We start from the raw sequence: 26464 nt of genomic DNA on the forward strand, positions 1-26464 counted from the left end.
AATTCCTCTCAGATGTCTTATTTTATATGATTCCGGAATTCAGACGGCCCAAGCCGCAGTTACAGATCCCACTTCTCGCAGAGCGCGTTGACCTCTGCCGTAAATTTCTTGATATCCTTGTTCGCGCAGTCGCGGTTCTTCTGGATGATCCGCATCAGGCGCTCGCCTGCAGCCACAAGAAGAGCAAAGATGGACTTATTCTCCTTCTGTCTCGCTGTCTCCTTCTGGATTGGAATACCGACGGTCTGTTTGAGCCACGCACCCGCGGCAAGGTCAAACTCTGATCCCGAGAACGGTGCGTCCGCCACAAGATCGTAGTCCGAGCGCAGGAGGTTCGCGAACTTCGTGCATACGAGATCGTCTCCGTGTACCATAAACACACGGTCCGGTTTCTTCTTAAAGGCGTTGATCCAGGTGAGAAGTCCTTCCCTGTCCGCATGACCGGAAAGTCCGTCCAGGCACACGATCTCCGCTTCTACATCGATGGTCTCACCGAATAGTTTTACGACTTCCGCCCCCTCAATGAGGCTCCTTCCCAGAGTTCCGACAGCCTGGTATCCGGCGAACACGATCGTACACTCCTGTCTCCAGAGATTATGTTTTAAGTGGTGGCGGATTCGTCCGGCATCACACATACCCGCCGCGGAGATAATGACCTTCGGCTCGGAGTCGAAGTTGATCGCCTTGGAATCGTCGCTGCTGACGGAAAGATTTAATCCCGGGAATGCGATCGGGTTGATTCCCCTGTTCACAAGATCCATCGCCTCCTCGTCAAAGCACTCGGAAATGTTCTTATTGAACACATGGGTCGCCTCGACGGCCAGCGGGCTGTCCACATAGACCGGGAATCCGTCATGTCCGGTGACAAGGCCCTCTTCCTTGATCTTACGGATAAAGTAGAGGATCTCCTGGGTCCTGCCCACTGCAAAGGCCGGGATCACAACGTTTCCGTGACGGTCCAGGGTCCTCTGGATGATCTTCGCGAACTCCTCGATATGCTCGTGGGTCCGGTCGTGGGAACGGTCACCGTAGGTACACTCCATTACCACATAGTCGGCCTCATCCGTGTACTGCGGATCCTTGATCAGAGGTTTGTTCTTGTTCCCGATATCACCAGAGAAAACAATCTTCTTCTGTACGCCGTCCTCATCGATCCAGACTTCAATGGATGCGGATCCAAGCAGGTGTCCCACATCCGTAAACCGTACTTTCAATCCGTCGCAGATCGTCAGGATATCACCATAATGGCATGGCACGAAATGCTTTAAAACGCCTTCCGCGTCGTTTACCGTGTAGAGCGCCTGGACCTCCGGGTTTCCGGCACGTCTTGCCTTTCTGTTCTTCCACTCAGCCTCCATTTCCTGGATGTGAGCACTGTCTTTCAACATAATGTTGCAGAGATCGCAGGTGGCCTGTGTGGCGAATATCTGCCCCTTAAAGCCCTTCGCATAGATCAGTGGAAGCAGGCCTGTGTGATCGATGTGGGCGTGGGTGATAAAGATGTAGTCCACATCGGAGAACGGGATCGGAAGCTCCGCGTTCTCATAGACGTTTCCGCCCTGTTCCATACCGTAATCAACAAGAATGTTCTTTCCCGCCGCATTCAGATAATGACAGCTTCCAGTCACTTCATGATCTGCACCGATAAATGTCAGTTTCATGGAACTCCTCCTTTCGCGGCGAAATCTGGAAACTCATGCAAACATCCTATTCCTGTGGTCGATATACAGAAATATCCATTTTTCCCAACCGGGCAGTGTCCGCAACCCTTTTCACGTTCACCGCGGATTTTATCCTTCAGGTTTCTGCCGCAAATACTGTAATTTCAGCATCGTTTTGCAAAATTCGATGAAAATCTTCATTTTTGCAAATCAGCTGTATTATTTGCATCTATTATAGCAAATTTCAGATAATTATGCAAATCATTCCGCCATTACTGTCATTAATAATTTTCTGCAGCGTATCCTGAAGTTTCATCTGACAGTCCTCCGTCATCTGGGAGATCTTCGCCTGCATGCCGTCCTCAACGATCTGTTCCACGGACTTTCCGAAGATATTCGTATCCCAGACACCTTCCTCCGTCGCTTCCCCGTCCTTTATGTACGCGATCAAGTCCTTCGCCTGCTGCTCGTTCCCGACGATCGGCGCGATCTCCGTCTCGATCCTGGCCTTTATGAGATTGATGGAGGGTGCCTGGGCATGGATCTTCACACCGTACTTGCTGCCATGGCGGATCAGCTCCGGCTCATCTAAGGAGATCTCCGTCTTATCCGGCAGGACGATTCCGTAGCCCTTCTGGCGCACCTCCACCAGGGCGTTTCTCACCTTCTCGTACTCTTCCTTCATCCCGGCAGATTCCTTTAAGATTTTAAACAGGCTGTACTCATCCCGCACCGTCAGGCCGGAAATATCGCTTAAGACCTCAAAGTATGCCGCCTCATCCACCAAGACCCGGATCGTCACCCGGCCGCTCGCAAGATCCAGCTCATCCGCGATCAGTTTTTTCACTGCCTGATCTGTTTCCGGCACAGCCTCCTTCGGCACGTCCTTCATCTGGACGGATCTCTTCAGGAGTTTTCCCGCCTCCATGATCAAACCTGCCTTTAACGCATGATCATCCGGCAGGATCTCCACCCATTTCGGGATCTCAAAGTCGAGCTCTGTCACCGGGAACTCCAGGAGCACGGTGCCCAATATCTCCTCGATGTCTTCTCGCTTTAGCTGTTCACAGTTTGCCGCCCGCACCGGGACCCCGTACTGGTTTTCCATCTTTAACGCCAGGGCTTTCGTCTCCGCCGCATAGGGTCTTGTAGAGTTTAACAGGATCAGGAACGGTTTTCCGATCTCCTTCAACTCCGAGATCGTCTGCTCCTCCGCCTCCTTAAAATCATCCCTGGAGAGTTCCCCGAAGCTGCCATCGCAGGCCACAACGATCCCGATGGTGGAATGGTCCCGGATCACCTTTCTCGTACCAATTTCCGCCGCCTGGGTGAAGGGGATCTCATAATCGTACCAGGGCGTCTTCACGAGACGTTCCTCCCCGTTTTCCGTATGTCCCGCAGCACCTTCCACCATAAAACCCACACAGTCGATGAGCCGCACCTTCGCCCGGATCCCCTCCGCAAGCTCCAGCTCCGCCGCCTCCTTCGGGATAAACTTCGGCTCCGTGGTCATGATCGTCTTCCCCGCAGCACTCTGGGGAAGCTCATCCCTGGTCTGGGCCTTTTTCTGTCCGTCCGGGAGGTTCGGGAGCACAAGAAGCTCCATAAACCGCTTGATAAATGTGGATTTCCCAGTGCGCACAGGTCCTACAACACCCACATAGATCTCTCCGCCCGTCCTCGCCTCGATATCCTTGTATACATGGAAATGATCCATAAAAATACCCCCTCGCATATACTGTTGCAGTGTATGCGCGAGGGGGACATTTTATACCGGCAGAGCCTTTTCTTACGCCGCAGTACGGAAAAATACAGGCTGCTGCAAGGCTTGTTCTGACTTCTATTCCCACGGAAGATCGCTGTGCTCGATGCGCTTATCGCGGAGCATCAGGTCAGCCACCGCCTCTTTTGCAGGTTTTCCTTCAAACAGGACCTGGTTTACCTCCTCAACGATCGGCATGGAAACATTGTATTTCTTTGCGAGGGATCTCGCAGCCTTCGCTGAGTAAACGCCTTCTACCACCATCTGGACTTCCTTCATTGCTTCTTCCATCGTGTATCCTTTTCCGATGAGGATACCAGCGCGGCGGTTTCTACTGTGCATGCTGGCGCATGTCACGATCAGATCGCCGATTCCGGAAAGTCCAGTATAGGTCTGGTATTTTCCGCCCATGGCGATGCCAAGTCTCGCGATCTCCGCCATACCGCGGGTGATGAGGGCTGCTTTCGCATTGTCCCCGTAACCCAGGCCATCAGCGATTCCCGCTGCCAGGGCAACAACGTTCTTTAACGCGGCGCCTGTCTCGATCCCCAGGACATCCGGGCTCGTGTATACGCGGAACACCGGGCTGATAAATGTGGACTGGACGTACTCTGCAACGTTCTTCTTGCGGGATCCCGCAACGCAGAGCGTCGGAAGTCCGCGGCTTACCTCCTCCGCGTGGCTCGGTCCGGAAAGAACAGCTGTCTCCGCCATCGGAAGTTCTTCCTTTATGATCTGGGTCATTGTATCGAGAGTATTCTCCTCGATTCCCTTTGCCACATCCACAATGAGCTGTCCCTCTTTACAGAACGGCTTCATCTTCTGCGCCGTGCTGCGGACAAATACGGACGGAACCGCCATCACGAGAAGGTTCTTATCCTTCATCGCTTCCTCAAGGTCAGCGGTATAGATGATTCCCTCCGGCAACGTCACTCCCGGAAGATTCTTGTGAGTCCTGGTCTTTGCCATCTCCTCGATCTCCGCCGGGATCGCGGACCACAGTGTGACCTCATGTCCATTGTTTCTTAACAGCACCGCAATCGCGGTTCCCCATGTACCGGAACCGATAATACCAATTTTTTCCATGTTCAGGAACTCCTTTTCTCTTTAATCTCACTGCCCTGTACCGACTGATATTTTCGTGCTTAAGCGCTTATTCAGTTTTTCTTTCCACCCCAGAGCTTGTTCTCTGTGCCGGATAAAAGTCTTTTTATGTTCGTCTTGTGTCTCCAGATCGCCATCGCCATCAGGACGAAGGCAACGACATAAAACTCCATGAGATGATCTGCAGAGACGGTAAATGTTCCATGCGCCCCGTAGACCAGTATCTGGATAAAGAATGAGATCACCACCAGAATAGAACCAAGGGAGACATATCTTGTAATGATGACAGCTCCAAGGAACAGTGCTGCACAGACAAGCGTCACGCGCCAGTCCATGGACACGAGGATACCCGCCATGGAGGCAATTCCCTTTCCTCCCTTGAAGTTTAAATAACACGGGAAATTATGACCGAGGACAACGCCGAGACCTGCGTAGAGCACATAGAGGTCTGTGTCCGGGCTTCCCTTAAAGATGATCCGCGCCGCAAGACAGGCGAACACCGTCTTTAAAAAATCTCCCGCGAACACGATGAGCCCCGCTTTTTTTCCCATGACCCGGAGCGCATTTGTCGTTCCGGAGTTTCCGCTTCCGTAGTTTCTGATATCGATATGGTTCATCTTACCGTAAAGATATCCTGTCTGGAATAATCCAAACACATAACCCATAACAAGACAAATCACTCTGCCCATTGCTTAATCCTTCTCCTTCCTCTCGCGGATGATGAATTTTAAGGATGTTCCGCGGAAGCCGAAGGCCTCACGGATCTTGTTCTCTAAGTATCTCGTGTAGGAGAAATGCATTAACTCCTTATCGTTTACGAAGATAACAAAGGTCGGCGGTTTTACCGCAACCTGGGTCACATAGTAGATCTTTAAGCGTTTGCCCTTGTCGGACGGCGGCTGCTGCATAGCGACAGCTTCTGTCACGATCTCGTTCAATACACCGGTAGCCACGCGGAGCGTCTGGTTCTCGCGGACCATATCGATGAGCTCGAAGAGCTTTTCCATTCTCTGTCCGGTCAGGGCGGACACGAAGATATACTCCGCATACGGCATGTAGGACAGGGTCTCTTTTAATTTTCTTGTGTACTCATAGATCGTCTTGTCGTTCTTCTCGATGGCATCCCACTTGTTGACAACGACGATCACGCCTTTTCCGCGGTCATGGGCGATACCGGCGATCTTTGCGTCCTGCTCAGTGATTCCCTCAACGGCATCGATGACCATGAGGACCACATCAGCGCGCTCCACCGCTGTCACAGTACGGATAATACTGTAGCGCTCGATATCCTCTTTGATCTTGCTCTTTCTTCTTAAGCCCGCAGTATCGATAAAGATATATTCAGTGCCGTTTCGCACGATCTCTGTATCGACAGCGTCTCTTGTGGTTCCGGCGATGTTGGATACGATCACACGGTTTTCACCGAGAAGCTTATTGATAATAGAGGATTTTCCGACGTTCGGTTTTCCCACGATGGCGATTCTCGGACGGTCATCCTCGCTGTCGTCATACTGGTCCTCACGGAAATACTTGACTACCTCATCGAGAAGCTCGCCAAGGCCAAGTCTTGAAGCCGCGGATACCGGGACCGGGTCTCCGATTCCCAGGTTATAGAATTCGTATACATCGTTTCCGAACTTCGCCATGCTGTCCACCTTATTGACCGCAAGAACGACCGGTTTCTTGGACTTTCTTAACATGTCCGCAACCTTGGAGTCCGCGTCGACGAGACCCTGGCGCACATCCACGATAAAGATGATGACGTCCGCGGTATCGATGGCGATCTGCGCCTGCTCACGCATCTGCGCAAGGATGATATCCTTGGAATCCGGCTCGATTCCGCCTGTATCAATTAAGGTAAAATTGTTGTTTAACCAGGTGCAGTCCGCATAGATACGGTCTCTTGTCACACCCGGAGTGTCTTTTACGATCGAGATCGTGCTGCCGGCAAGGACGTTGAAGAGTGTGGATTTTCCCACATTCGGTCTGCCGACGATCGCCACTACTGGTTTACTCATATATTTTCCTCATTTCTATACTTCGCCGTCCCAATCAGGGATAACTTCCCCGTCCTCTGTGAGACCGGCATCTTTCATTGTAAGCTCATATGCCCCGTGTTCCGCAGTCTGTTCTCTCGCCGCCTCCGGGTCAAGGATCGCGTCCACAAGGTCATATCCGCTTGATTTTACTATATTTATCGGAATCTGTAAAGCATCTTCCGCCTGGGTCTTTGTGATATCATCCAGGAAAATCTCCTCGCCGCTCTTAAACATAACGGCCGGAAGGATCAGCCTGTCGCCTAAAGGCTTATCCTTTAACTGGGCGATCAGATCCTGTCCTGTGATCAGTCCCGCCACCGTGATCTTTTCGCCGAAGAAATCATTCCGGATCGGGTAGATATGGACCTTTCGTCCCGGATAGACTTTCATGATCTCCTTTACAAGCGTGTCCAGATACGGATACGGCAGACGTCCTGTGGCGATTGAGAGTTCTTCCTCTTTTCCATCGTCCGTCTTCTCATCCAGGGCATCCATGACTTCCTCATGCAGCAGCCGCAGCATACCGACGCCGTTCTCCAGCTGGATATATCCGTCGTATCTTCCTTCCTCCGGCATCTCGCGCTCCGCCAGGATATACCACTCATCACTTGCATGGATAAAGTGGATCCCGTGGCGCTCGTAGTTGATCTTCTGCCATTTTTCGATGAGGTCTATCACCTCGCAGGCATCTTCCTTTGTAAACGGTTCCAGCGGGTAAAGACCCTCACGATACTTCGAGAGACCGACCGGAACCACCGACACGCTCTGCATCACCGGCGCGTACTTTGAGAGCTGTTCGATGGTGTACGCCAGCTCATTTCCGTCATTGACGCCCCGGCATAGAACGATCTGTCCGTTCATCTCCGTTCCCGCCTCGTAAAGACGGTCGATCTTCTTTAACGCCTCCCCCGCAAACCGGTTGTGGAGCATCTTACAGCGCAACTCCGGGTTCATAGTCTGCACGGAGATATTAATCGGGGCCAGGTGGAAGCGGATGATCCGCTCGATATCTTTATCCTTCATATTTGTCAGGGTGATGTAGTTTCCTTGAAGGAACGAAAGTCTGGAGTCGTCGTCCTTAAAGTAGAGCGTCTCACGCATTCCCGGCGGCATCTGGTCGATAAAGCAGAAGATGCACTTATTGGAGCAGGACTTATAGTCACTCATAAGTCCGTTTTCAAAGGTAAGTCCCAGGTCCTCACCGCCGCTCTCGATCTCAAGTTCCCACTCTTCTCCGTTTGCCTTCCGCACGACCATCACGAAGCTCTCGGCATCCGTCATATAGTCGTAGTCAAAGATATCTTCCAGCTCTTCCCCGTCTATGGTAAGCAGCACATCTCCCGGTTCCAGTTCCAGCTCTTCCGCGATGGATCCGGGGGTAACTGCCATAATTTTATGTCCCTGATATTTCACTTCTTTTATCCTTCCTGCATGGTTCTAAACTTAATCATACCAATCTTCCTCCGATTTGTAAAGGAACGATATTCTTTTTTCCTTCGAATTTTCATGGGAAACTATTGACGAAAAATGTCTGAAAATGGTATACTCGGCGTGGAATGCCTGCAGGTTCCCGTATAAATAAGGAGATCCAGGCAAAAATATGATCTGACAGTCCGACCGCAGAGGCCGGACCGCAACACAAAAAATCGGAGGATTATCTGACATGTCTAATCAGTACGTTTTCAACGACCGTCTGCCGCTTGCACCGCTTAAGATCGCTGCTCTTGAGAGCTGCCGTGATCTTGCGCAGAAAGTCAATGACCACATCGTAAACTTCCGCCGCAACGATGCGGAAGAATTACTTCGCCGCCAGGGAAATTTACAGTACCGTGGCTACGATGTTGACTCCTATCTTCTCGACTGCGCCTGCCCGCGTTTCGGAAGTGGTGAAGCAAAGGGGATCGTAAACGAATCTGTCCGCGGAACCGATATTTTCTGCATGGTCGATGTAACAAACCATTCTCTTACCTACAAGATGTCCGGATATGTAAACCACATGTCCCCGGATGACCACTATCAGGATCTCAAGAGAATCATCGGCGCTACGGCATCCACCGCACACCGTATCAACGTTATCATGCCGTTCCTTTACGAGAGCCGTCAGCACAAGCGTACTCACAGAGAGTCTTTAGACTGTGCAATGGCACTTGAAGAGTTAGTAAACATGGGCGTGTCCAACATCATCACATTTGATGCACATGACCCGCGCGTACAGAACGCGATCCCGTTATCCGGTCTCGACAACTTCATGCCGACCTACCAGTTCGTAAAAGCACTGTTTAAACATGACAATACCTTAAGGATCGATAAAGACCACTTAATGGTCATCAGCCCGGACGAAGGCGCAATGAGCCGTGCCGTATATCTCGCCAACAACCTCGGCGTTGATATGGGTATGTTCTACAAGAGAAGAGATTACTCCAAGGTCATCAACGGAAGAAACCCGATCGTTGCCCACGAGTTCCTCGGAAGCTCCGTTGAAGGAAAGACTGTGATCGTCGTTGACGATATGATCGCCTCCGGCGAGAGCATGCTCGATACTGCAAAAGAGTTAAAGGAGCGCAAGGCCGAGAAGGTCGTTGTATGCTGCACCTTCGGTCTCTTCACCGCAGGCTTCGAGAAATTCGATGAGTTCTACCAGAAGGGCTACATCGACAGCGTTGTCACAACAAACTTAAACTACCGTTCCCCGGAACTCTTTACAAAGGAATGGTATGTGGAAGCTGATATGAGCAAGTACATTGCTGCCATCATCAACTCCTTAAACCACGACGTTTCCATCGGAAACTCCCTGTCCCCGACAGACAAGATCCAGAAGCTTATCAGAAAGTACAACGAGGGTCTTCTTTAATTTTAAATCTCAGAGAATATTTACGCCGTCCGGCTTTCCATTATGGATTCCAGGCGGCGTTTTTTCATATTCTACACATTTCAGACGCAGAATCCCATTAAAAAAGCGGAAATTCCAACATTTCTGCAGGAATTCCCGTTTTTATTTCTTACAGCATCTTAGTTTCCGTTCACACGTCTCACTTTATTGATGTCAAGCTTATCTGTCGCGGTGAAATCGAATTCGATCGCAAACTGTACATTATCCGGAAGTGCCTTCTTCTTTAACACCTCAAAATACTGGGACGCGTCTTTAATGACGAGTCCTGTTGTATTCCAGTTATCGCCAGGCAGGATCCATACCTTTAAGTTTCCGACCTTCAGCTCATACGGAAGTTTCTGGGATACCCACTCGGTCTTTCCGTACTTGGCAAGGCAGTTATAGACATCTCCCATGGTCAGCTTCCCTGTGGATCCGTCGAAGAGATCTGTCTTCTCGTAGGTTGTTGTTCCGCCATTGTCATGAGCTTCCTGAAGAGTGTCCGCATTCAGCTTCAGGTTTCCTGAGTTCACGGCTGCTGCCTGCGTCGGCTGCGGATTTGCCTTTGTGGTCTCCACCGTTTCCTTAACTGCTGCTGTTGTCTCTTTCACAGAAGCTGCCGCAGATTCCTTCTCAGAGCTTCCTGTCGTCTCCTCTTCTGTATCTGCCTCAGTCTCCTCCTCGGCGGCATCCGTCTCCTCTTCAGTGGTCTCATCCTCATACGGATTGTGGTCTAAAAGTTTTCCATCCACATCCGCATAACGGCCATCCGGAGTCGTATCATCCACCAGCATTCTGCCATCATCCTCAAAATAGTATACCGCACCGTCAAGCTGCTGGTATCCCGTCACCGCACTGGCGTAGAGACGTCCCGCTGCCGGATTGAAGTAGTAGGAGCCGCCAGTCTCATCTGTATACCAGCCAAGTCTCCAGGAACCATCTTTGTTCAGGCAGTATGTATAGTCGCCTCCGCTGATCACTCCCGCGTCATAGTTTGACGGAGCCAGCGCAAAGGCACGCTTATAATACTTGGAAGCGCCTTCCACGTCCCCTGCTTCCAGAAGTTCATCTGCCTTCGCGTAGGACTCGTCTGCAGCGGAGGAACGGTAGCTGTCCAGTTCTTCTTTATAACTTTTATTTCCAGGTCTCATGGAAACTGCCTTCTCCCAGAATCTCAGGCAGGCATCCACATCCTCGAGTTCCAGATAATAGGAAGATGCGGAATTTAAAAATTCATCAAGCTGGTCATCTGTCACCGTAGAATTCTGGTTTACGAACCGCTCAAGACCACTCTGGACGATACTCTCCGCCTCTTTTACTTTTCCTGCATCTACATATACACCGATCAGCATAGAGTATGCATCGATCCGGTCTGGCGCCTCATCGATCACAGCCTTTAAAGTCTCGATCGCCTGATCGTTCTTTCCTTCATCGTAGCAGTACTGTCCGTAGGCAACTCTTGCCTCCAGCAGGGCATTTTTAATACTTGCATCATTCTGATCTGCTTTCTGAAGAACTGACACTGCATTTTCATAATCATCCATCATGGAATATGCTTCCGCAAGCTGCAGGGAATTCTCCACGGTGACACCATCGAGTTCCTGAAGTTTTAAAAGCCACGGGATCGCTGTCTCGTAATCCTCGTTGTCTGTCAGGACCTGGCAGATCGTGCGGACACAGTTATCCTGTTCTTTTTCCAGGGACGTATCCTTTGTCTTCTCATATCCCTGCTGCAGGATCGCCATAGCTTCATCGTACTCTTCATTTCCAATATAGGCTTTGGAAAGCTGGATATAGGCTTTGCTGTAATCCGGATCCAGTTCAATACATTTTAAAAGGGATTCGATGGCACTCTCGTAGTCCTCTTCCCCGACGTACTGGGATCCCTCCTTATAGAGATTCTCCGCTTCCGTCGAACTTGCCTGTGCCGCCTGAGTCACATCGTTCACTGAAGCGTCTTTCTTGCCGCAGGCGGAACAAAGTACCACCGCTGTGGCCATAATCAAAAACCATTTTCTCATTCTAATTCCTCATTTTTTGCCGGAGTATTTTGTCATAGAGCAAAATTTTATCCGATTTGCAGTTTGTTTTTTATCCGGCTGATTTAAAGCTTACCAGTTTATAACTATACCATTTTTCTCTCTTTCTGTCCAGATGGAAGTCAGAGGAAAACTATGGCAGAATTTCGGCAAAAACAGGGACCAGCCATACAGCTGATCCCTGCAGTCATCTTTTATTCAGTTTTCACGAGGATCTTCAAAGCTTACGCCTCTACTTCTCCGCCTGCCGTTCTCGCTTCCACTTCCTTCTTCTGAACATCGCCAGGAGCCTGCTCATAGCGGCTGAATTCGTAGGAGAATACGCCGATACCGCCGGTCATGGAGCGGAGGTCTGTGTTGTAGCCGAACATCTCGGACATCGGAACATCAGCAACGATCTCCTGCTTTCCACCATGGAGAGAATTCATTCCGAGAACACGTCCTCTTCTTCTGTTTAAGTCACCCATAACGTCTCCGGTAAACTTATCCGGAACAACGACTTTTACGGAAGCGATCGGCTCTAAGAGAACCGGGTTGGCATCCATAAAGCCCTTCTTGAAGGCCAGGGTTGCAGCCATCTTGAATGCCATCTCGGAGGAGTCAACCGGATGGTAGGAGCCATCGAGGAGCGTTGCCTTGATGCCGACTACCGGATAACCGGCTAACGGACCCTTTGTACAGCATTCCTGTACGCCCTTTTCAACTGCCGGGAAGTAGTTCTTCGGAACTGCGCCGCCGAATACTTTTTCTTCAAAGATATAAGGTGTCTCGAGATCGCCGGACGGCTCGAAGGACATCTTAACGTCACCAAACTGTCCATGTCCACCGGACTGTTTCTTATAACGGCCAGGAGCCTCCACTTTCTTGCGGATCGTCTCGCGGAACGCGAATTTCGGTTTGGAGAGTTCCACATCGACTTTATAACGGCCGAGAAGCTTGCTGACGGTAACTTCAAGCTGCTGATCGCCGATTCCGTAGAGTAAGCTCTGGCGGTTCTCGGTATCGTTCACAACGCGGAGTGTCAGGTCCTCTTCCATCATTCTTGCGAGTGCGCTGGAGATCTTGTCCTCGTCGCCCTTTGTCTTTGCGGCAAAGCGCATATATGTATACGGGGTGGAGATCTTCGGTTTGTGGTATACGATCGGAGCAGATCTTAAAGCGATCGTATCGCCTGTCTGTGTCACGGAGAGCTTCGCGACGGCACCGATATCGCCGGCCTTCAGCTCCGGAACCTCGATCACGTCCTTACCTCTTAATACATAGACTTTCGCGATCTTCTCTTCTGCGTCCTTATTTACATTGTAGAGAGTGCTGTCCGGTTTTAATGTGCCGGTGCAGACCTTCATCAAGGAATATTTTCCGATAAACGGGTCAACGATGGTCTTGAATACTCTTGCGGAGAGGGAAACCTCATCGTTGTATTTTGCGGTAAAGTGCTCGCCGTTTGATACGTCAACGCCGACACACTCGCCCTTATCCGGTGACGGGAAGTAGCGGTCGATAGCATTTAATAATGCGTTGAAGCCCTGGCAATTGATGCCGGAACCCATCATGACCGGAACAATAGAACCGTCGCATACGTGGGTCTGTACTGCGGTGTAAATCTCATCCTGTGTAAACTCTTCGCCGGAGAAGTAACGCTCCATGTACTCTTCGCTTGTCTCAGCAACAGCTTCGATCAGGGCGTCGCGGATAATTCCAAGGTTCTTCTTTGTGTACTCCGGGATCTCGCAGTCCTCATAGTCGGACAGGTTTGTGAAGCGGCGGCCCTGCATCTTAACTGCGTTTACGAAGCCGACGAACTTCTCGTTCTCACGGATCGGTACCTGGAACGGAGCAATCTTTCTTCCGAACTTCTTCTCAAGTTTTAAGATCAGTTCACGGAAGGACGCGTGGTCATCATCCATGTTTGTTACAAATATGATTCTCGGGAGTTTATATTCTTCACACAGATCCCATGCTTTTTCTGTACCAACTTCAATTCCTGCCTTACAGTTTACGACGATGATCGCTGCGTCAGCGGCGCTGACTGCCTCTTCCACCTCGCCTACGAAGTCGAAATAACCCGGAGTGTCAAGAAGGTTGATCTTGATCTTTCCCTCGGCACCTTCGTACTCGATCGGAACCATCGTAGTGGAGATCGAGAACTGTCTCTTAATCTCTTCTTTGTCGTAGTCACTGATCGTATTGCCGTCAGCAACTTTGCCCATTCTCTTTGTAACGCCGGTCAGATAAGCCAGTGCCTCGGCTACCGTCGTCTTACCGGCGCCGCCGTGGCCTAAAAGTACAACATTTCGGATCTGTTTTGTTCCATAAATATCCATATGAATCCCTCCCGTATATGTTTTTTTGCCATTTTTCAAAAGACTTCCGCAAATTACGGAGTTCAGATGTTTTGGCTATACTGCTTATTGCCTATGGTCATATTTTACCAAAACTTTTCGAATTTTTCAAGCTAAATATCGAAATTGCACAAAATATTTTCTGTCATTTTTCGATTGTGGTGGAAAATATGGGTGTTTCAAACGAAAATCTATTAAAAATTGACATCCGCATTCTATTTTTATAAATTTTTCTGGCAGACACAGATCTTTCTTCTTCTCTTTTCTCTGTTTTGTAGGCAGACATGCGACGCACACCCACAGATATGCAGATCCTGGCAATGTTTGATTTATCACTTTAAAGTATTGATTTTTCTTGTTGACATTCATATCCCTGTGTTATAAAATCGAAGGGACAAAGGAGGAGCTGTACAATGTCTGATTCTACATTTGGTTTTATCGGCCTTGGCCTGATCGGCGGATCCATCGCCAGAGGCCTTCGCCGTGCGAATAAAGATATTACAATCATGGCGTACATGCGGACCCGCTCAAAGCTTGAGCAGGCAAAAGCGGACGGGACCATCGACATGATCCTTGACGGGATCGATGAGACACTCTCCGCATGTGACGTTATTTTTCTCTGCACCCCTGTAGAATACAACGCGGTATACCTCGAAAAGGTACGCCCGTTTCTGAAACCTGGTGCGCTGATCACTGATATCGGAAGCACAAAGACAGACATCCATCAGGCGGTGGAACGTCTGGATTACGAGGATGTGTTTGTCGGCGGCCATCCGATGGCGGGTTCTGAAAAAACCGGCTATGAGAGCTCTACGGACCATCTTCTGGAGAATGCCTACTATATTATTACACCTACAAAAAAATCCACACCGGAGCAGATCGGCAGGATCCGCCAGGTTGCCCTGGCCATCGGCGCTCTCCCCATCGTTCTCGACTACCATGAGCACGATTTTTCCGTCGCGGCCATCAGCCATCTGCCGCACCTTGTGGCATCCAGCCTCGTTAATCTTGTCCATGACAACGATTCAAAGGATGAGATCATGAAGCGGCTGGCCGCGGGAGGTTTTAAGGATATCACACGTATCGCCTCCTCCTCCCCTGTCATGTGGGAGCAGATCTGCATGACGAACACAGAAAATATTCTGGTGCTCTTAAAGCGGTATATCACTTCCCTGGAATCCATTTGCGACACGCTGGAAAACCATAACGGTGACGCGATCTACAAGATGTTCGAGGAATCAGGCAAATACCGTTCCACATTCCCGAACCGCGGACAGGGTCCCATCGAGCGGGATTACTCCTTCTGTGTGGATGTTTTGGATGAGCCGGGATCTATTTCTGTCCTCTCTGCGATCCTTGCCGCGAAGGGAATCAGTGTTAAGAATATAGGTATCAATCACAGCCGCGAGGAAGGTGAAGGAGCACTTCGGATTTCTTTTTATAAGGAAGATAAGAAGAATGAGGCGGCGGAGCTTTTGAAAAGCCATAACTATGTGCTGACAAAGTAAGACTTATAGTTTCATTCAGGTATGCGCCAGCATATTCCGATACCGCATGACCGCCTGTTATACGCGGACTGCTACGTCAAAATGCATACCAGTTTTTTATCAGATCGTATTAAACGCAAATTACGAGGAATTTATATGAAATTACATAAAGCAGACCATGTCCGGGGTGAGATCACGGTCCCGGGCGATAAATCCATCTCCCACCGCAGTGTCATGTTCGGATCCATTGCGAAGGGAACTACAGAGATCCATAACTTTCTGGAGGGCGCTGACTGCCTCTCCACCATCGGCTGTTTCCGCCGCATGGGAATCGATATCGAAAATAAAAATGGTGTTGTCACTGTCCACGGAAAGGGCATGCACGGACTGGCTGCCCCTGCCGAGACCCTGGACTGCGGCAACTCTGGAACCACCACAAGACTCATCTCCGGTATTCTCGCGCCGCAGAATTTCGACGTGACGCTGACCGGTGACGAATCCATCCAGAAACGTCCGATGAAGCGCATTATCAAGCCGTTATCCATGATGGGAGCTGATATCAAGAGTGTCCGCGGAAATGACTGTGCGCCGCTCAGGATCTGTGGAAAACCGCTTGCAGGGATCCATTACACTTCCAAAGTCGCATCTGCCCAAGTAAAATCTTCGATCCTGTTGGCCGGACTCTACGCAGACGGGCTCACAAGTATCACGGAGCCGCAGGTTTCCAGAAATCATACGGAACTGATGCTGAAGTTTTTCGGCGCAGAGCTGGAATCAAAGGGAACTACCGTTACGATCTGGCCGGCAACAGAGCTTTTTGGAAACCGGATCGATGTGCCGGGAGATATCTCCTCTTCCGTCTATTTTGTGGCAGCAGGCCTGATTCTGCCAAATTCCGAAGTTCTTATTAAGAATGTAGGCATCAACCCGACAAGAGCCGGACTCATCAAGGTCTGTGAGGCTATGGGCGCTGATCTCACCCTGTTAAACGAGGATCACGAGAACGCAGAGCCGACAGCCGACCTTCTGGTCCGCACAAGTTCCTTAAGGGGCTGTGTCATCGAGGGCGATATCATCCCGACTCTCATCGACGAGCTTCCGACCATCGCCATGATGGCATGTTTCGCCGAGGGGACCACGGTCATCCGCGATGCCGCTGAGTTAAAAGTCAAAGAATCCAACCGTATCGCCATCATGGTCGAAAACCTGCGCGCCATGGGCGCCGATGTGGAGGAGACTGAGGATGGCATGATCATCCACGGCGGAAAACCGCTCCACGGTGCCGTCGTCGACAGTCGCAAGGATCACCGCATCGCCATGACCTTCGCCGTAGCTGCCCTCGCTGCGGACGGGGAGACTGAGATCATTGATGCGGACTGCGTGGATATCTCTTATCCGGCTTTTTATGAGGAGTTGGAAAAACTTACAAAATAGTAAAAAGACCCGAATCCATCTGGTACTTCTCCAGAGATGGATTCGGGTTCTTTTTATAAAAACGCAAAAAGCCGTCCATTCCAAACAGTTTTCATCTTCACACAGAACAACAAAAAAACCCTTGATTCACAAGGGTTTCATCAGTAAGCTCCCGGCCGGACTCGAACCGGCGACCTACGCATTACGAATGCGTTGCTCTACCAACTGAGCCACGGAAGCACCTTTAAAAAATGCTGCTGCATAACGCAACAGCAAGTGACCTGTCCGGGAATCGAACCCGGGTTTACGCCGTGAGAGGGCGTCGTCTTGACCGCTTGACCAACAGGCCTTAGTATTTAAGTAAGTCGAGGCGACAAGATTCGAACTTGCGACCTCTGCGTCCCGAACGCAGCGCTCTACCAAACTGAGCCACGCCTCGTCTCGATTACGTACGTAAGTATAATATAGATTTGCGGAAATGTCAACAGCTTTTTTTGATTTTTTTCTATTTTTTGCATTTTATCTACATTATCTACATTTTCTACTCTTCTTCCCATTTTTAATCCGTCACACATGCCTGACGGATCAAATTTTTGAAAAGAAATTAACAGAAAAGTTTTCTTTTTAAACAGAATAGTGTTATAATATCCGAAAGAGAACTCATCGCATCTGCTTATCTCACTCATGAGGTCCCACTTCTTTAAACGCCGGATCATAACAGCCTTTCCGAGCGGGAATATCATCTCCATCTGGGAGAAGCACTCTGCGAAGATATGCTGTGATCCTGAAAAGAATTTGTCAGCCTGTACTGACCGTGTTCACACATCAGAGTTCATGTGCGTTCAACTTAAATTTTCCGTAATTTTATATCCAGAGGGGGCGTTTTTATGAAAGCAATCAGAATCCTTCTTTCCATTGCCATGCTGATCGCTGCCGGTCTCGGCGCTTTCAATGTAATTCCGTTGCGAACTGCGTACTTCACACTGATCATTCTTGTGGCGATCACTGTGAGTATCCGGATCATCCACCGGATCGCCGGCAACGGCGCCCCAAATACCATCATCCGGATCATCAGCGAGATCATCGCGTCCCTCTGTATCCTCGGCTTCGCATTCTTTACTTACCGCACGATCGGATAGATTTACGAGATATAATCGCAGGCTGGAAAATCAAAATCCATGCCTGCGATTGTTCTATATAAGATCACTTTTTCCTATATCTAACATTATATCCATTAATCCTTTTAAAATGCGCCCTTCGCATCTGATGAAAAAAATTTATCCCATCTACACAAATGTTTTTCGCTCTTTCTAAAACATATCTTACTGCAATAGAAAATCGTCCTCTGCTTTTATAGCAGGGACGCTTTTCTATTACCAGTCATCTATTTTTCTAGCGAGTCCTGTTGGTATGAACCACCACATAACTAATAAAATTATCAGTATTACATCCACTACCTTCCCTAAAAATTGCAAAGGAATCATAGCAAATCCTATAATAGGTAACGTTAATACCTGGATTATATATTGTACTAATTCCCCCAATGAGAAAGAGCCAAAAAACTTCGGCGGCGGATCGTCATAAGGGAATTTTTCACGAAAATCATAAGGATAGAGTAAATGTTTTATATACAATACAACTGCGGTAATTATAACACATTCCGGGTAAAACTTTATATATTTCAAATTTCACTGTTACCTCCCATCTCTACATCATCTTCTTGATCGTCTCGCAGAGTTCCGCTACAGCGGTCTCCTCGTTTCCGTTCTTGATATCTTCCACCACGCAGGTTTTGATGTGGTTGGATAAGAGAACTTTGCAGAAGCCGTTTAAGGCAGACTGGACGGCAGATACCTGAACCAGGATATCCGGGCAGTAGCGTTCGTCCTGAACCATAGCTTTGATGCCGCGGACCTGCCCCTCAATGCGGTTTAAGCGTGTCAGAAGATCTTTCTCTTCCTTTTCTGTTCTATGTTTGTGGCGGCAGTGGCAGACAGCGTCATCGGACGGTGTTTCTGTTTCGGCAGTCACCGTATTTGCTGTTGCTTCTGCTCCTGTTACCCCTGTTGTCTCCATATTTACATTTACTGTCTCCGCTTCTCCGGCACAGCAACATGATTTTTTCTCCATGCACAACCTCCCCAATCTTACGTTCCTACGATATCATGTTTTCTTCTCTGATCTGCCTCACAGGCATTTGCCTATATAGCAGGAAAGCCACCCCAGGAATCTTTCATCCCGGGGCAGCTGATATTCAATCATTTTTTGCAGTCAACTCTCAACCGATCACCTTGTAATCCTTATCCTCGATGGCTTTTTTAAGCACTTCGGTCGGAACATCTTTTGTGAGTGTCACCGTTGCGGTTCCTTTTACGTGATCTGCCTCTGCAACGGATACGCCGTCAATGGCCTCAAGTGCTTTTTTTACAGCTGCCTCGCAGTGCGGACACATCATACCTTCAACTTTTAATGTCTTTTCCATCATGTTACTCTCCTTTTCTTTATTGTTATGGATTTTTGTTTTTATCTTTTTGTCCCTGTCGGAACGCCGGATATCAAAGAAATTTAAGCGCAGGGCGTTGGATACAACGCAGAAGCTGGATAAGCTCATGGCTGCGGCACCAAACATCGGATTCAGTTTCCAGCCGAATACCGGGATCCAGAGTCCCATGGCAAGCGGGATCCCGATCACATTGTAGAAAAATGCCCAGAACAGATTCTCGTGGATATTCGTAAGCGTCGCACGGCTTAAGCGGATCGCTGCCGGGACATCGGATAAGCGGCTCTTCATAAGGACCACGTCCGCCGCATCGATAGCGACGTCGGTTCCGGCTCCGATCGCAATTCCCATATCGGCTCTCGTGAGGGCCGGAGCATCGTTGATCCCGTCACCGACCATGGCAACCTTGCCTTTTTCTTTCAGCTTTCGGATCACGCTCTCCTTGCCGTCCGGAAGGACTCCGGCGATGACCTCGTCGACGCCGGCCTCTTTTCCGACCGCCTTTGCAGTGCGCTCATTATCACCGGTCAGCATGACTACATGGATTCCCATGTTCTGGAGCTCCCGGATTGCCTGTGGACTGTCTTCCTTGATCATATCCGCAACAGCGATGATGCCCACAAGCTTCTCATTCTCCGCAAAGAATAGCGGAGTCTTTCCGCTCTCCGCGAGAGCTTCGGATTTCTTCTTCATATCTTCCGGAACAGCCACATGCGTTCCGATAAACTTCATGTTTCCGCCGTAGATCGTATTTCCATTTAATTTCGCAGAAAGTCCGTTTCCGGGAAGTGCCGCAAAATCTGTCACATCAGCTGCGGAAAGCCCCATTTCCTCACCCTTTAAGAGGACTGCCTTCGCCAACGGATGCTCGCTCTTCTTCTCGAGAGCGTATGCCATGGAAAGAAGTTCTGACTCGCTCACTCCCTCTGCCGGAACGAGATCTGTCACGCGGGGTTCCCCGCTTGTGATGGTTCCTGTCTTATCTAAGGCAACGATCTCTACTTTTCCCGTTTCTTCCAGAGAAACTGCTGTCTTAAAGAGAATTCCGTTCTTTGCTCCCATTCCGTTTCCCACCATAATGGCTACCGGCGTTGCAAGTCCTAAGGCACACGGACAGCTGATGACGAGAACGGAGATCCCTCGGGCTAAGGCGAACGCCATGGTCTCGCCTGCGAGGAGCCAGCCGATGGTCGTGATGATCGCGATCGTGATCACGGCAGGTACAAATATGCCGGATACCTTATCGGCGATCTTCGCGATGGGCGCTTTTGTTGCCGCCGCATCGCTGACCATTTTTATGATCTGGGAGAGTGTGGTATCCTCTCCGACTCTCGATGCCTCGCAGCGGATAAAGCCGGACTGATTTAATGTCGCAGCCGAGACAGGGTCACCTGCCGCCTTATCCACCGGAATACTCTCCCCGGTGAGAGCAGATTCATTTACTGCACTGTTTCCCTCTAAGACGATACCATCCACGGGTATATTTTCACCCGGACGGACCACGAAAATATCGCCTTTTTTAACCTGGGCGATCGGAACCGTAGTCTCAACGCCGTCCTTTTCGATCACGGCGGTCTTCGGGGCCAGCTTCATTAAACCTTTTAAGGCATCTGTGGTGCGTCCCTTTGATCTCGCTTCCAGCATTTTCCCGACGGTGATAAGGGTTAAGATCATCGCCGCGGACTCAAAGTAGAACTCGTGCATATAGATCATGACTGCATCCGCGTTCCCTTTTACCTGGGCGTCCGTCATCATAAACAAGGCATAGGTGCTCCAGGCAAACGAAGCACTGGAGCCCAGTGCTACCAGAGTATCCATATTGGGAGAACCGTGGAGCAGACCCTTAAAGCCACTGATAAAGAATTTCTGGTTGATCACCATAATGATCACGGTAAGAAGGAGTTGTAAGAGTCCCATCGCCACATGATTTCCGTTGAAGAAAGCCGGAAGCGGCCAGTTCCACATCATATGTCCCATGGAAAAATACATGAGAACCAGAAGGAAACCGATCGAAGAAACGAGTCGTTTCTTTAAGACCGGGGTTTCATGGTCTTCCAGAGCAGATTCATCATAGAGAGTGCCGTTTCCGGATCTGTCTGCCTTTTCCACTCCTTTTACGGACGCGCCGTAACCAGCAGCCTGAACTGCCGCGATAATTTCTGAGGAGGAAGCTGTACCTTCAACACCCATGGAGTTCGTGAGCAGGCTCACGGAGCAGGATGTAACGCCCGGCACCTTTGAAACTGCCTTCTCCACGCGGGTCTGGCAGGCAGCACAGCTCATTCCTGTCACTGTATACTGTTCCATCTTTGTCGTTCCTTTCTATTTAACTATACCCATACGGGGTATATGTAAATAATAGCACGAATTCAAAAAATGTCAAGAACCGTATTTGAGATTTTTTCTTTAAAAATGGACTGCGATTAAGAAGTCATGGCTGCATAACGGCTTTATACGATGTAAAGCCTTCCCTCTGATACCATCTTTTTCGCGGTATCGTGCCGGTGTAAATTCTCTTACTTGCCGGTCGTTCCAATGTAATTGATTCCTTCTCCATCCAGTACATCACTGCCGATAAATTTCTTTTCTTCCGGATTGAAAACAAAATCAGACACTTTATATCTGGCAGTCCGTACATCCCGAAGCACTATATGCATTTTTTCCTGTTCGTCCTCCCAGATATCCGCCTCCGGTATACCTAACTGGATCATTTCATCTAAAAATACATAGGAATCCTCTCCGGAAACTGCCTGTATCAGAAATCGACAGCTGTCATCCATAGTCAGTTCTCCATCTATGAGCATATCTTCCTGCACATAGATCTGAAGTTCCCATTGTGAGTCTTCGTGCACAAAAGGGCAGGAAGAATAGATTGCCATTCCTTGTAAATTTCCTTGCGCATTCCCGATTTTCCGCGGTTCTTTCGCTGTTTCTGTCAATTTTTCTTCCATTCCCTGTTTCAGACACCCGGAAATTTTGAAGGTAATTGAATCAATTTGAAGATTGGTTTTCTGATGACGTGAAATAGAAAGTCCAAGCGTATACATGTCCGCGCTGCCATCATCTTTTACACATTGAAATACCATCTCACCATTTCCATCCTCCAATGCAATTATATGAAATTCTGAAATATTTTCCGCAATGTTATGATAATCGCTTACAAAAGTTTCTGGTTCCGACACGATTGACCATTCTCTGCTTTTGTTATCATTATGAAGTTCCAGCAGTAGAGAACCTCCATCAACAGTTTTCGCCGACCACTGATCTCCATCGACAGTAAATGACACTGGTTTATAGGGTCTGTTTAAAAACATGACCAGCGCACCAACTGATGCGCATAGCACAGCAGTTAAAAGGATCATCGTTTTCTTTTTCATACCAATCTCACTCCTTATTAACATGATAACGACATACTCGCAAAAAATCATAACCATCGACGGAATACCATCTCTACTGCTTATCTCTCCGGAATAACTCAACCATCATGATCACAATCCCCAGAACAACGAAAAGGATCGCCATGCCAAACACTTCCGACAGCCCCATTTCCGCCACCGTAGTCATAAATCTCCCCGGTGGAGTTGTCCATCCGGACGTCAGATTACTTCCCGCAACAAACAGCACCGCCATCGCCCAGATACTTCCGATCAAAGATAAAAAGCCACCGATCAGCACTCTCTTCATTCCGCATTCCTCCTCACTGAAAATCTGTTACCACTCACACTTTTTTCATCCTGTTACATTTCCAATTTCTTTCTATCCTTCTCCTGCCTGAACATTCCATATTTTCTGGAATTCACATGTTTTCTGCCAATTTTATTATAGCATACGGTTCTTTTTAATGGAGGATTCTAATGAAATCGTACATGTTTCGTAAGGATTCCGTAACTTCCCATTCATCGTGCAGGAAGCTGCAAAAAAGTCTCCGGAACAGATCAAAAAATTTTCCAATCTGTCCCAGAGACTTTTTATCCTGTCACAATCCATATCCTGCGATCCCGGTCTTCCTATGAGACCAAAAATGCGCTATTTCAGTATTCCTTCTATTCTTTTCATACACTCCTCAATCGTCTTCCTCGGTGCCGCCACATTGATCCTCTGGAATCCGGTTCCTGTCTTTCCGAAGATCTTTCCGCTGTCCAGCCACAGCTTTGCGTCGTAGATGATCCGCCGGTCCAGCTCATCGGCATCGATTCCGGTCCCTCTGAAATCCAGCCACAAGAGGTAGGTTCCCTCGCCGTCAATGACGTTCACTCCCGGCATGTTGTCCTTCACATATTTCTTTACGTAGGCGATATTTTCCCAGACATATTTGAGCATGTTCTCATACCATTCATCGCCCTTCTCATACGCCGTCTGTGTCGCCACAAGTCCCAGTACGCCCAGCTGGCTGATTCCCGCGGCATCGACCTGATGCTGAAATTTTTGTCTCAGCTCCTTATTCGGGACAAATATATTCGAGATCATCATGCTGGCCAGGTTGAAGGTTTTGCTCGGAGACGTGCAGACCACGCAGATGTCCTCGAACTCCTTCTTGATGGACGCAAACACCGTATGTTCACCCCGAAACACAAAATCGTTGTGAATCTCATCGCTGACCACTGTGACGCCGTGCTTCACACAGATATCTCCCATTGCAGTCAGTTCTTCCTTCGTAAACACTCTTCCTGACGGGTTGTGGGGATTGCAGAGAAGGAACAGCTTCACATCATGTTCCACGATCTGCTTTTCAAAATCAGCCAGGTCGATATGATACCGGTTATCGTCCCCCAGGATCAGGTCATTGCTGACGATCACACGGTCATTGTCCCGGATCACCTCGGAAAATGGATAGTAGACCGGCTGCTGGATCAGTATGCTGTCACCGGCCTTTGTGAACGCCTTTACCGCCATTGCCAGGGCGAATACCACGCCCGGAGTCTTGATCAGCCAGTCCTCTTTGATCTTCCAGTGATGATGCCGTTCCATCCATCCTGCCACCGCGTTAAAATATACTTCCTGGGTATCACTGTAACCGAAGATTCCATGTTTTGCCCGCTCGATCAGCGCATCCTCCACGTAGGAAGATGTCTTGAAATCCATGTCTGCCACCCAGAGCGGGAGGACGTCCGCCGGCTTTCCTCTCCTCTTTGCAAAATCATATTTCAAGCAGTCTGTTCCGCGCCGCTCGGCGATCTCATCAAAATTCAAATTTCTCTCTGCCATGCCGAAATCCTCTCCTCTTTTCGCGTTTCTGATCCTATTTCAATCCCTTAAATACTTCCGTTAACTCCGCGAGAAGGTCCTCGATATCCTCGATTCCCACAGATACCCGGAGCGTGCACGGCGTGATTCCATTTTTCAGCCGTACTTCCTCCGGCACATCCGCATGGGTCTGGGTCGTCGGGTAGGTGATCAGTGTCTCCACGCCGCCGAGGCTCTCCGCAAATTTGATCATTCTGACACTCTCGAGGATCCGCAGCGCATGTGCCTCTGTGTCCACATCAAAGGTCAGCATTGCGCCGAATCCTCTTGCCTGCTTTTTCATGATCTCATATCCCGGGTGTTCCTGAAGTCCCGGATAATATACATGTTTTACAACCGGCTGTTCCTTCAGCCAGTTCGCGATCTTGATGGCATTCTCCTGGGACCGCTCCATGCGGATTCCAAGAGTCTTGATGCCTCTTAAGATCAGCCAGCAGTCGAACGGTGCGAGCCCGGCTCCGGTCGTCTTTATGATAAACCGAAGTTTTTCCTGAACTTCTTCGTTGTTTGTCACGATAAATCCGGCTAAGGTATCGTTGTGTCCGCCCAGGAACTTCGTTCCGCTGTGGATCACGATATCCGTGCCGAGTTTTAACGGATTCTGAAAATATGGGGACAGGAATGTGTTGTCGACGATCAGGTAGAGTCCGTGTCTTTTTGCGATCTCCGCGATCTTGGAAATATCAGATACGTTCATCATCGGGTTCGTCGGCGTTTCAATGTAGACCGCCTTCGTGTTCTCCTTTATGGCACCTTCGATGTCATCCCTGGAACAGTTTAAGTATGTAAACTCATATCCGTTCTTTTTCGAGACATTGTCGAACAGACGGACACTTCCGCCGTAGAGATCTGCCTCAGCGATAATATGGTCACCCGGCTTGAAGATTTCCATAAGCAGTGTGATCGCCGCCATTCCGCTCGAAAGGGCGAAAGCATCGATGCCGCCCTCCAGGCTTGCAACCACCTTCTCAAGCTGCTCTCTCGTCGGATTCTGAAGTCTGCTGTAATCGTATCCGGTGCTTTTTCCGACACCTGCATGGGCGTAAGTCGCTGTCTGATAGATCGGGTAGCTCAGTGCTCCGTAATTATCTGTTTTTCCTTCTGTTTCCTCTAAGTGTAAACATCGTGTATTAATTCCTCTCCCCATATCTTTTCACTCCTGTCTTGTTTTCTCTTGTAAATAGAAAGTTCATATTCCTACTATCTCCATAGGATATTTGATAATAATCTACCACCGGACGGCAGTTCTGTATAATCTTTCTATTTTATGGTTACATATAGGGAAAACCTATAACTAGTCGATAAAAAGAAACACCAATCCGGGGCATAGAACCGAATCATTTTCTAAAAAAGGTGGGAGTCTTCTCGACTGAAATAAAAAATGAGCAACAAAACCGGATTTACACCAGTCTGCTACTCGTTCATCAACAATGATATCGTCTTCTCGACAAGCTTCGCATACACCCGCTCCACAAACCACGGCTCCGTAGATTTCTTTAACGCCTCCTCCGGCGTAAACCAAGCGACCCCACTGTTCTCATCCGCCTTCACAGACACCTGTTCCTCAGAATCCGCCTCCAGGAGATACGTCACATTCAGATGCAGGTGACTGGACACATACCGTCCTTTTTTCACATGTCCGTCGACGGTGAGCGATTCCAGCGAAAAAATCTCCTCCGACACTGGCCGCACATCGGAAATTCCTGCTTCTTCCTTCACCTCCCGGATTGCAACCGCCAGAAGATCTGTCTCCCCATCCGCATGCCCGCCAAGCCATGACCAGGAATGATAAATATTGTGATACACCATAAGGACTTTACTCCTGTCCTTATCCACCACCCAGGCCGAAGCCGTCATGTGCGCCACCACATTATCCCGAAGGAACGCGTCATCATTCTTCTCGATCCAGTTTAGGATCAAAGCCTTATCCGCCTCTTCCTGCTCATTATAAGGCACATACCTTCTGATCTGACTTACCAGTTTCTGCCGATTCATCGCATAATT

The 26464-nt window shown here is 49.1% G+C and carries 20 protein-coding genes and 3 tRNA genes; 4 read left to right on the forward strand and 19 right to left on the reverse strand.

All coding sequences use genetic code 11. The annotated features are described in order from the left end of the window. Positions 1–59: 59 nt before the first annotated feature. From ABCW45_RS02245 to ABCW45_RS02270, 6 genes are all read right to left on the reverse strand, one after another. Complete coding sequence (locus tag ABCW45_RS02245; protein WP_015554295.1) at positions 60–1661, reverse strand: MBL fold/beta-CASP domain-containing RNA metallo-hydrolase; 1602 nt, start codon at positions 1659–1661, stop codon at positions 60–62. Positions 1662–1905: 244 nt separating this feature from the next. Beyond that, complete coding sequence (gene spoIVA / locus ABCW45_RS02250; protein WP_343220164.1) at positions 1906–3378, reverse strand: stage IV sporulation protein A; 1473 nt, start codon at positions 3376–3378, stop codon at positions 1906–1908. A gap of 123 nt (positions 3379–3501) precedes the next feature. Further along, positions 3502–4509, reverse strand: a complete 1008-nt coding sequence (locus tag ABCW45_RS02255) for an NAD(P)H-dependent glycerol-3-phosphate dehydrogenase (protein ID WP_117471755.1) — start codon at positions 4507–4509, stop codon at positions 3502–3504. A gap of 71 nt (positions 4510–4580) precedes the next feature. Beyond that, complete coding sequence (gene plsY / locus ABCW45_RS02260) at positions 4581–5216, reverse strand: glycerol-3-phosphate 1-O-acyltransferase PlsY (RefSeq protein WP_015554292.1); 636 nt, start codon at positions 5214–5216, stop codon at positions 4581–4583. 3 nt (positions 5217–5219) lie between these two features. After that, a complete protein-coding gene (gene der / locus ABCW45_RS02265; RefSeq protein ID WP_015554291.1) occupies positions 5220–6545 on the reverse strand; it encodes a ribosome biogenesis GTPase Der in 1326 nt (441 codons plus the stop codon). A gap of 15 nt (positions 6546–6560) precedes the next feature. After that, positions 6561–7955: a DUF512 domain-containing protein gene (locus ABCW45_RS02270; protein WP_117471754.1), complete on the reverse strand. Its 1395-nt coding sequence runs from the start codon at positions 7953–7955 to the stop codon at positions 6561–6563. 274 nt (positions 7956–8229) lie between these two features. Here ABCW45_RS02270 and ABCW45_RS02275 point away from each other — a divergent pair, with 274 nt between their 5' ends. Then, positions 8230–9417, forward strand: coding sequence for a ribose-phosphate pyrophosphokinase (locus tag ABCW45_RS02275; protein WP_117505266.1), 1188 nt, complete (start codon positions 8230–8232; stop codon positions 9415–9417). Between the two features lie 158 nt (positions 9418–9575). Here the strand turns inward: ABCW45_RS02275 and ABCW45_RS02280 are convergent, their stop codons facing one another. Both ABCW45_RS02280 and ABCW45_RS02285 read right to left on the reverse strand, forming a co-directional pair. Beyond that, complete coding sequence (locus tag ABCW45_RS02280; protein ID WP_343220166.1) at positions 9576–11456, reverse strand: tetratricopeptide repeat protein; 1881 nt, start codon at positions 11454–11456, stop codon at positions 9576–9578. A gap of 242 nt (positions 11457–11698) precedes the next feature. Further along, entirely contained in the window at positions 11699–13798 is a 2100-nt protein-coding gene (locus ABCW45_RS02285; protein ID WP_117469472.1) for an elongation factor G, read from the reverse strand. Positions 13799–14196: 398 nt separating this feature from the next. Between ABCW45_RS02285 and ABCW45_RS02290 the strand changes: the two genes are divergently transcribed. Both ABCW45_RS02290 and aroA read left to right on the forward strand, forming a co-directional pair. Continuing rightward, positions 14197–15324 (forward strand): prephenate dehydrogenase, encoded by a 1128-nt coding sequence (locus ABCW45_RS02290; RefSeq protein WP_278286466.1) that lies wholly within the window; start codon positions 14197–14199, stop codon positions 15322–15324. Between the two features lie 135 nt (positions 15325–15459). After that, positions 15460–16737 (forward strand): 3-phosphoshikimate 1-carboxyvinyltransferase, encoded by a 1278-nt coding sequence (aroA, locus tag ABCW45_RS02295; RefSeq protein ID WP_117471751.1) that lies wholly within the window; start codon positions 15460–15462, stop codon positions 16735–16737. 146 nt (positions 16738–16883) lie between these two features. Here the strand turns inward: aroA and ABCW45_RS02300 are convergent. From ABCW45_RS02300 to ABCW45_RS02310, 3 genes are all read right to left on the reverse strand, one after another. After that, positions 16884–16956, reverse strand: a tRNA-Thr gene (locus ABCW45_RS02300). A gap of 37 nt (positions 16957–16993) precedes the next feature. Beyond that, positions 16994–17065: transfer RNA gene (locus ABCW45_RS02305), tRNA-Glu, on the reverse strand. Positions 17066–17081: 16 nt separating this feature from the next. Continuing rightward, positions 17082–17155: transfer RNA gene (locus tag ABCW45_RS02310), tRNA-Pro, on the reverse strand. Between the two features lie 448 nt (positions 17156–17603). On the opposite strand from ABCW45_RS02310, the gene ABCW45_RS02315 reads away from it, so the two are divergent. Further along, complete coding sequence (locus ABCW45_RS02315; protein ID WP_015554284.1) at positions 17604–17855, forward strand: hypothetical protein; 252 nt, start codon at positions 17604–17606, stop codon at positions 17853–17855. A 234-nt stretch (positions 17856–18089) separates the two neighbouring features. Here the strand turns inward: ABCW45_RS02315 and ABCW45_RS02320 are convergent, their stop codons facing one another. The 8 genes from ABCW45_RS02320 to ABCW45_RS02355 all read right to left on the reverse strand — a co-directional run bounded on the left by ABCW45_RS02320 (position 18090) and on the right by ABCW45_RS02355 (position 26455). Continuing rightward, positions 18090–18401 carry a hypothetical protein gene (locus ABCW45_RS02320; RefSeq protein ID WP_343220167.1) on the reverse strand — a complete coding sequence of 104 codons (312 nt, stop codon included), beginning with the start codon at positions 18399–18401 and terminating at the stop codon, positions 18090–18092. Positions 18402–18423: 22 nt separating this feature from the next. Beyond that, positions 18424–18846, reverse strand: a complete 423-nt coding sequence (locus tag ABCW45_RS02325; RefSeq protein WP_425518582.1) for a metal-sensing transcriptional repressor — start codon at positions 18844–18846, stop codon at positions 18424–18426. A gap of 148 nt (positions 18847–18994) precedes the next feature. Then, positions 18995–21523 (reverse strand): heavy metal translocating P-type ATPase, encoded by a 2529-nt coding sequence (locus tag ABCW45_RS02330; RefSeq protein WP_343220168.1) that lies wholly within the window; start codon positions 21521–21523, stop codon positions 18995–18997. Positions 21524–21732: 209 nt separating this feature from the next. Further along, on the reverse strand, positions 21733–22593 hold the full coding sequence (locus tag ABCW45_RS02335; RefSeq protein WP_117566410.1) for a hypothetical protein: 861 nt from the start codon (positions 22591–22593) through the stop codon (positions 21733–21735). A 73-nt stretch (positions 22594–22666) separates the two neighbouring features. After that, on the reverse strand, positions 22667–22900 hold the full coding sequence (locus ABCW45_RS02340) for a hypothetical protein (protein ID WP_015554280.1): 234 nt from the start codon (positions 22898–22900) through the stop codon (positions 22667–22669). 342 nt (positions 22901–23242) lie between these two features. Continuing rightward, a complete protein-coding gene (locus ABCW45_RS02345) occupies positions 23243–24421 on the reverse strand; it encodes a MalY/PatB family protein (RefSeq protein WP_117566409.1) in 1179 nt (392 codons plus the stop codon). Between the two features lie 34 nt (positions 24422–24455). Continuing rightward, entirely contained in the window at positions 24456–25607 is a 1152-nt protein-coding gene (locus ABCW45_RS02350; RefSeq protein ID WP_117566408.1) for a trans-sulfuration enzyme family protein, read from the reverse strand. Between the two features lie 266 nt (positions 25608–25873). After that, entirely contained in the window at positions 25874–26455 is a 582-nt protein-coding gene (locus ABCW45_RS02355) for an NUDIX hydrolase (RefSeq protein ID WP_343220169.1), read from the reverse strand. Positions 26456–26464: the final 9 nt, after the last annotated feature.

The organism is Pilosibacter fragilis (genome assembly GCF_032490495.1).
In the GTDB taxonomy this organism is placed as follows: domain Bacteria; phylum Bacillota; class Clostridia; order Lachnospirales; family Lachnospiraceae; genus Pilosibacter; species Pilosibacter fragilis.

Excerpts from the sequence above, each read along its gene's own strand:
- ABCW45_RS02255 (WP_117471755.1), bottom strand. The coding sequence starts at position 4,509 with ATGGAAAAAATTGGTATTATCGGTTCCGGTACATGGGGAACCGCGATT.
- ABCW45_RS02325 (WP_425518582.1), bottom strand. The coding sequence starts at position 18,846 with ATGGAGAAAAAATCATGTTGCTGTGCCGGAGAAGCGGAGACAGTAAAT.
- ABCW45_RS02275 (WP_117505266.1), top strand. The coding sequence starts at position 8,230 with ATGTCTAATCAGTACGTTTTCAACGACCGTCTGCCGCTTGCACCGCTT.
- der (WP_015554291.1), bottom strand. The coding sequence starts at position 6,545 with ATGAGTAAACCAGTAGTGGCGATCGTCGGCAGACCGAATGTGGGAAAA.
- ABCW45_RS02270 (WP_117471754.1), bottom strand. The coding sequence starts at position 7,955 with ATGGCAGTTACCCCCGGATCCATCGCGGAAGAGCTGGAACTGGAACCG.
- ABCW45_RS02330 (WP_343220168.1), bottom strand. The coding sequence starts at position 21,523 with ATGGAACAGTATACAGTGACAGGAATGAGCTGTGCTGCCTGCCAGACC.
- ABCW45_RS02340 (WP_015554280.1), bottom strand. The coding sequence starts at position 22,900 with ATGAAGAGAGTGCTGATCGGTGGCTTTTTATCTTTGATCGGAAGTATC.
- ABCW45_RS02350 (WP_117566408.1), bottom strand. The coding sequence starts at position 25,607 with ATGGGGAGAGGAATTAATACACGATGTTTACACTTAGAGGAAACAGAA.
- ABCW45_RS02280 (WP_343220166.1), bottom strand. The coding sequence starts at position 11,456 with ATGAGAAAATGGTTTTTGATTATGGCCACAGCGGTGGTACTTTGTTCC.
- ABCW45_RS02355 (WP_343220169.1), bottom strand. The coding sequence starts at position 26,455 with ATGAATCGGCAGAAACTGGTAAGTCAGATCAGAAGGTATGTGCCTTAT.
- ABCW45_RS02285 (WP_117469472.1), bottom strand. The coding sequence starts at position 13,798 with ATGGATATTTATGGAACAAAACAGATCCGAAATGTTGTACTTTTAGGC.
- aroA (WP_117471751.1), top strand. The coding sequence starts at position 15,460 with ATGAAATTACATAAAGCAGACCATGTCCGGGGTGAGATCACGGTCCCG.
- ABCW45_RS02315 (WP_015554284.1), top strand. The coding sequence starts at position 17,604 with ATGAAAGCAATCAGAATCCTTCTTTCCATTGCCATGCTGATCGCTGCC.
- ABCW45_RS02335 (WP_117566410.1), bottom strand. The coding sequence starts at position 22,593 with ATGAAAAAGAAAACGATGATCCTTTTAACTGCTGTGCTATGCGCATCA.
- ABCW45_RS02245 (WP_015554295.1), bottom strand. The coding sequence starts at position 1,661 with ATGAAACTGACATTTATCGGTGCAGATCATGAAGTGACTGGAAGCTGT.
- spoIVA (WP_343220164.1), bottom strand. The coding sequence starts at position 3,378 with ATGGATCATTTCCATGTATACAAGGATATCGAGGCGAGGACGGGCGGA.
- ABCW45_RS02345 (WP_117566409.1), bottom strand. The coding sequence starts at position 24,421 with ATGGCAGAGAGAAATTTGAATTTTGATGAGATCGCCGAGCGGCGCGGA.
- plsY (WP_015554292.1), bottom strand. The coding sequence starts at position 5,216 with ATGGGCAGAGTGATTTGTCTTGTTATGGGTTATGTGTTTGGATTATTC.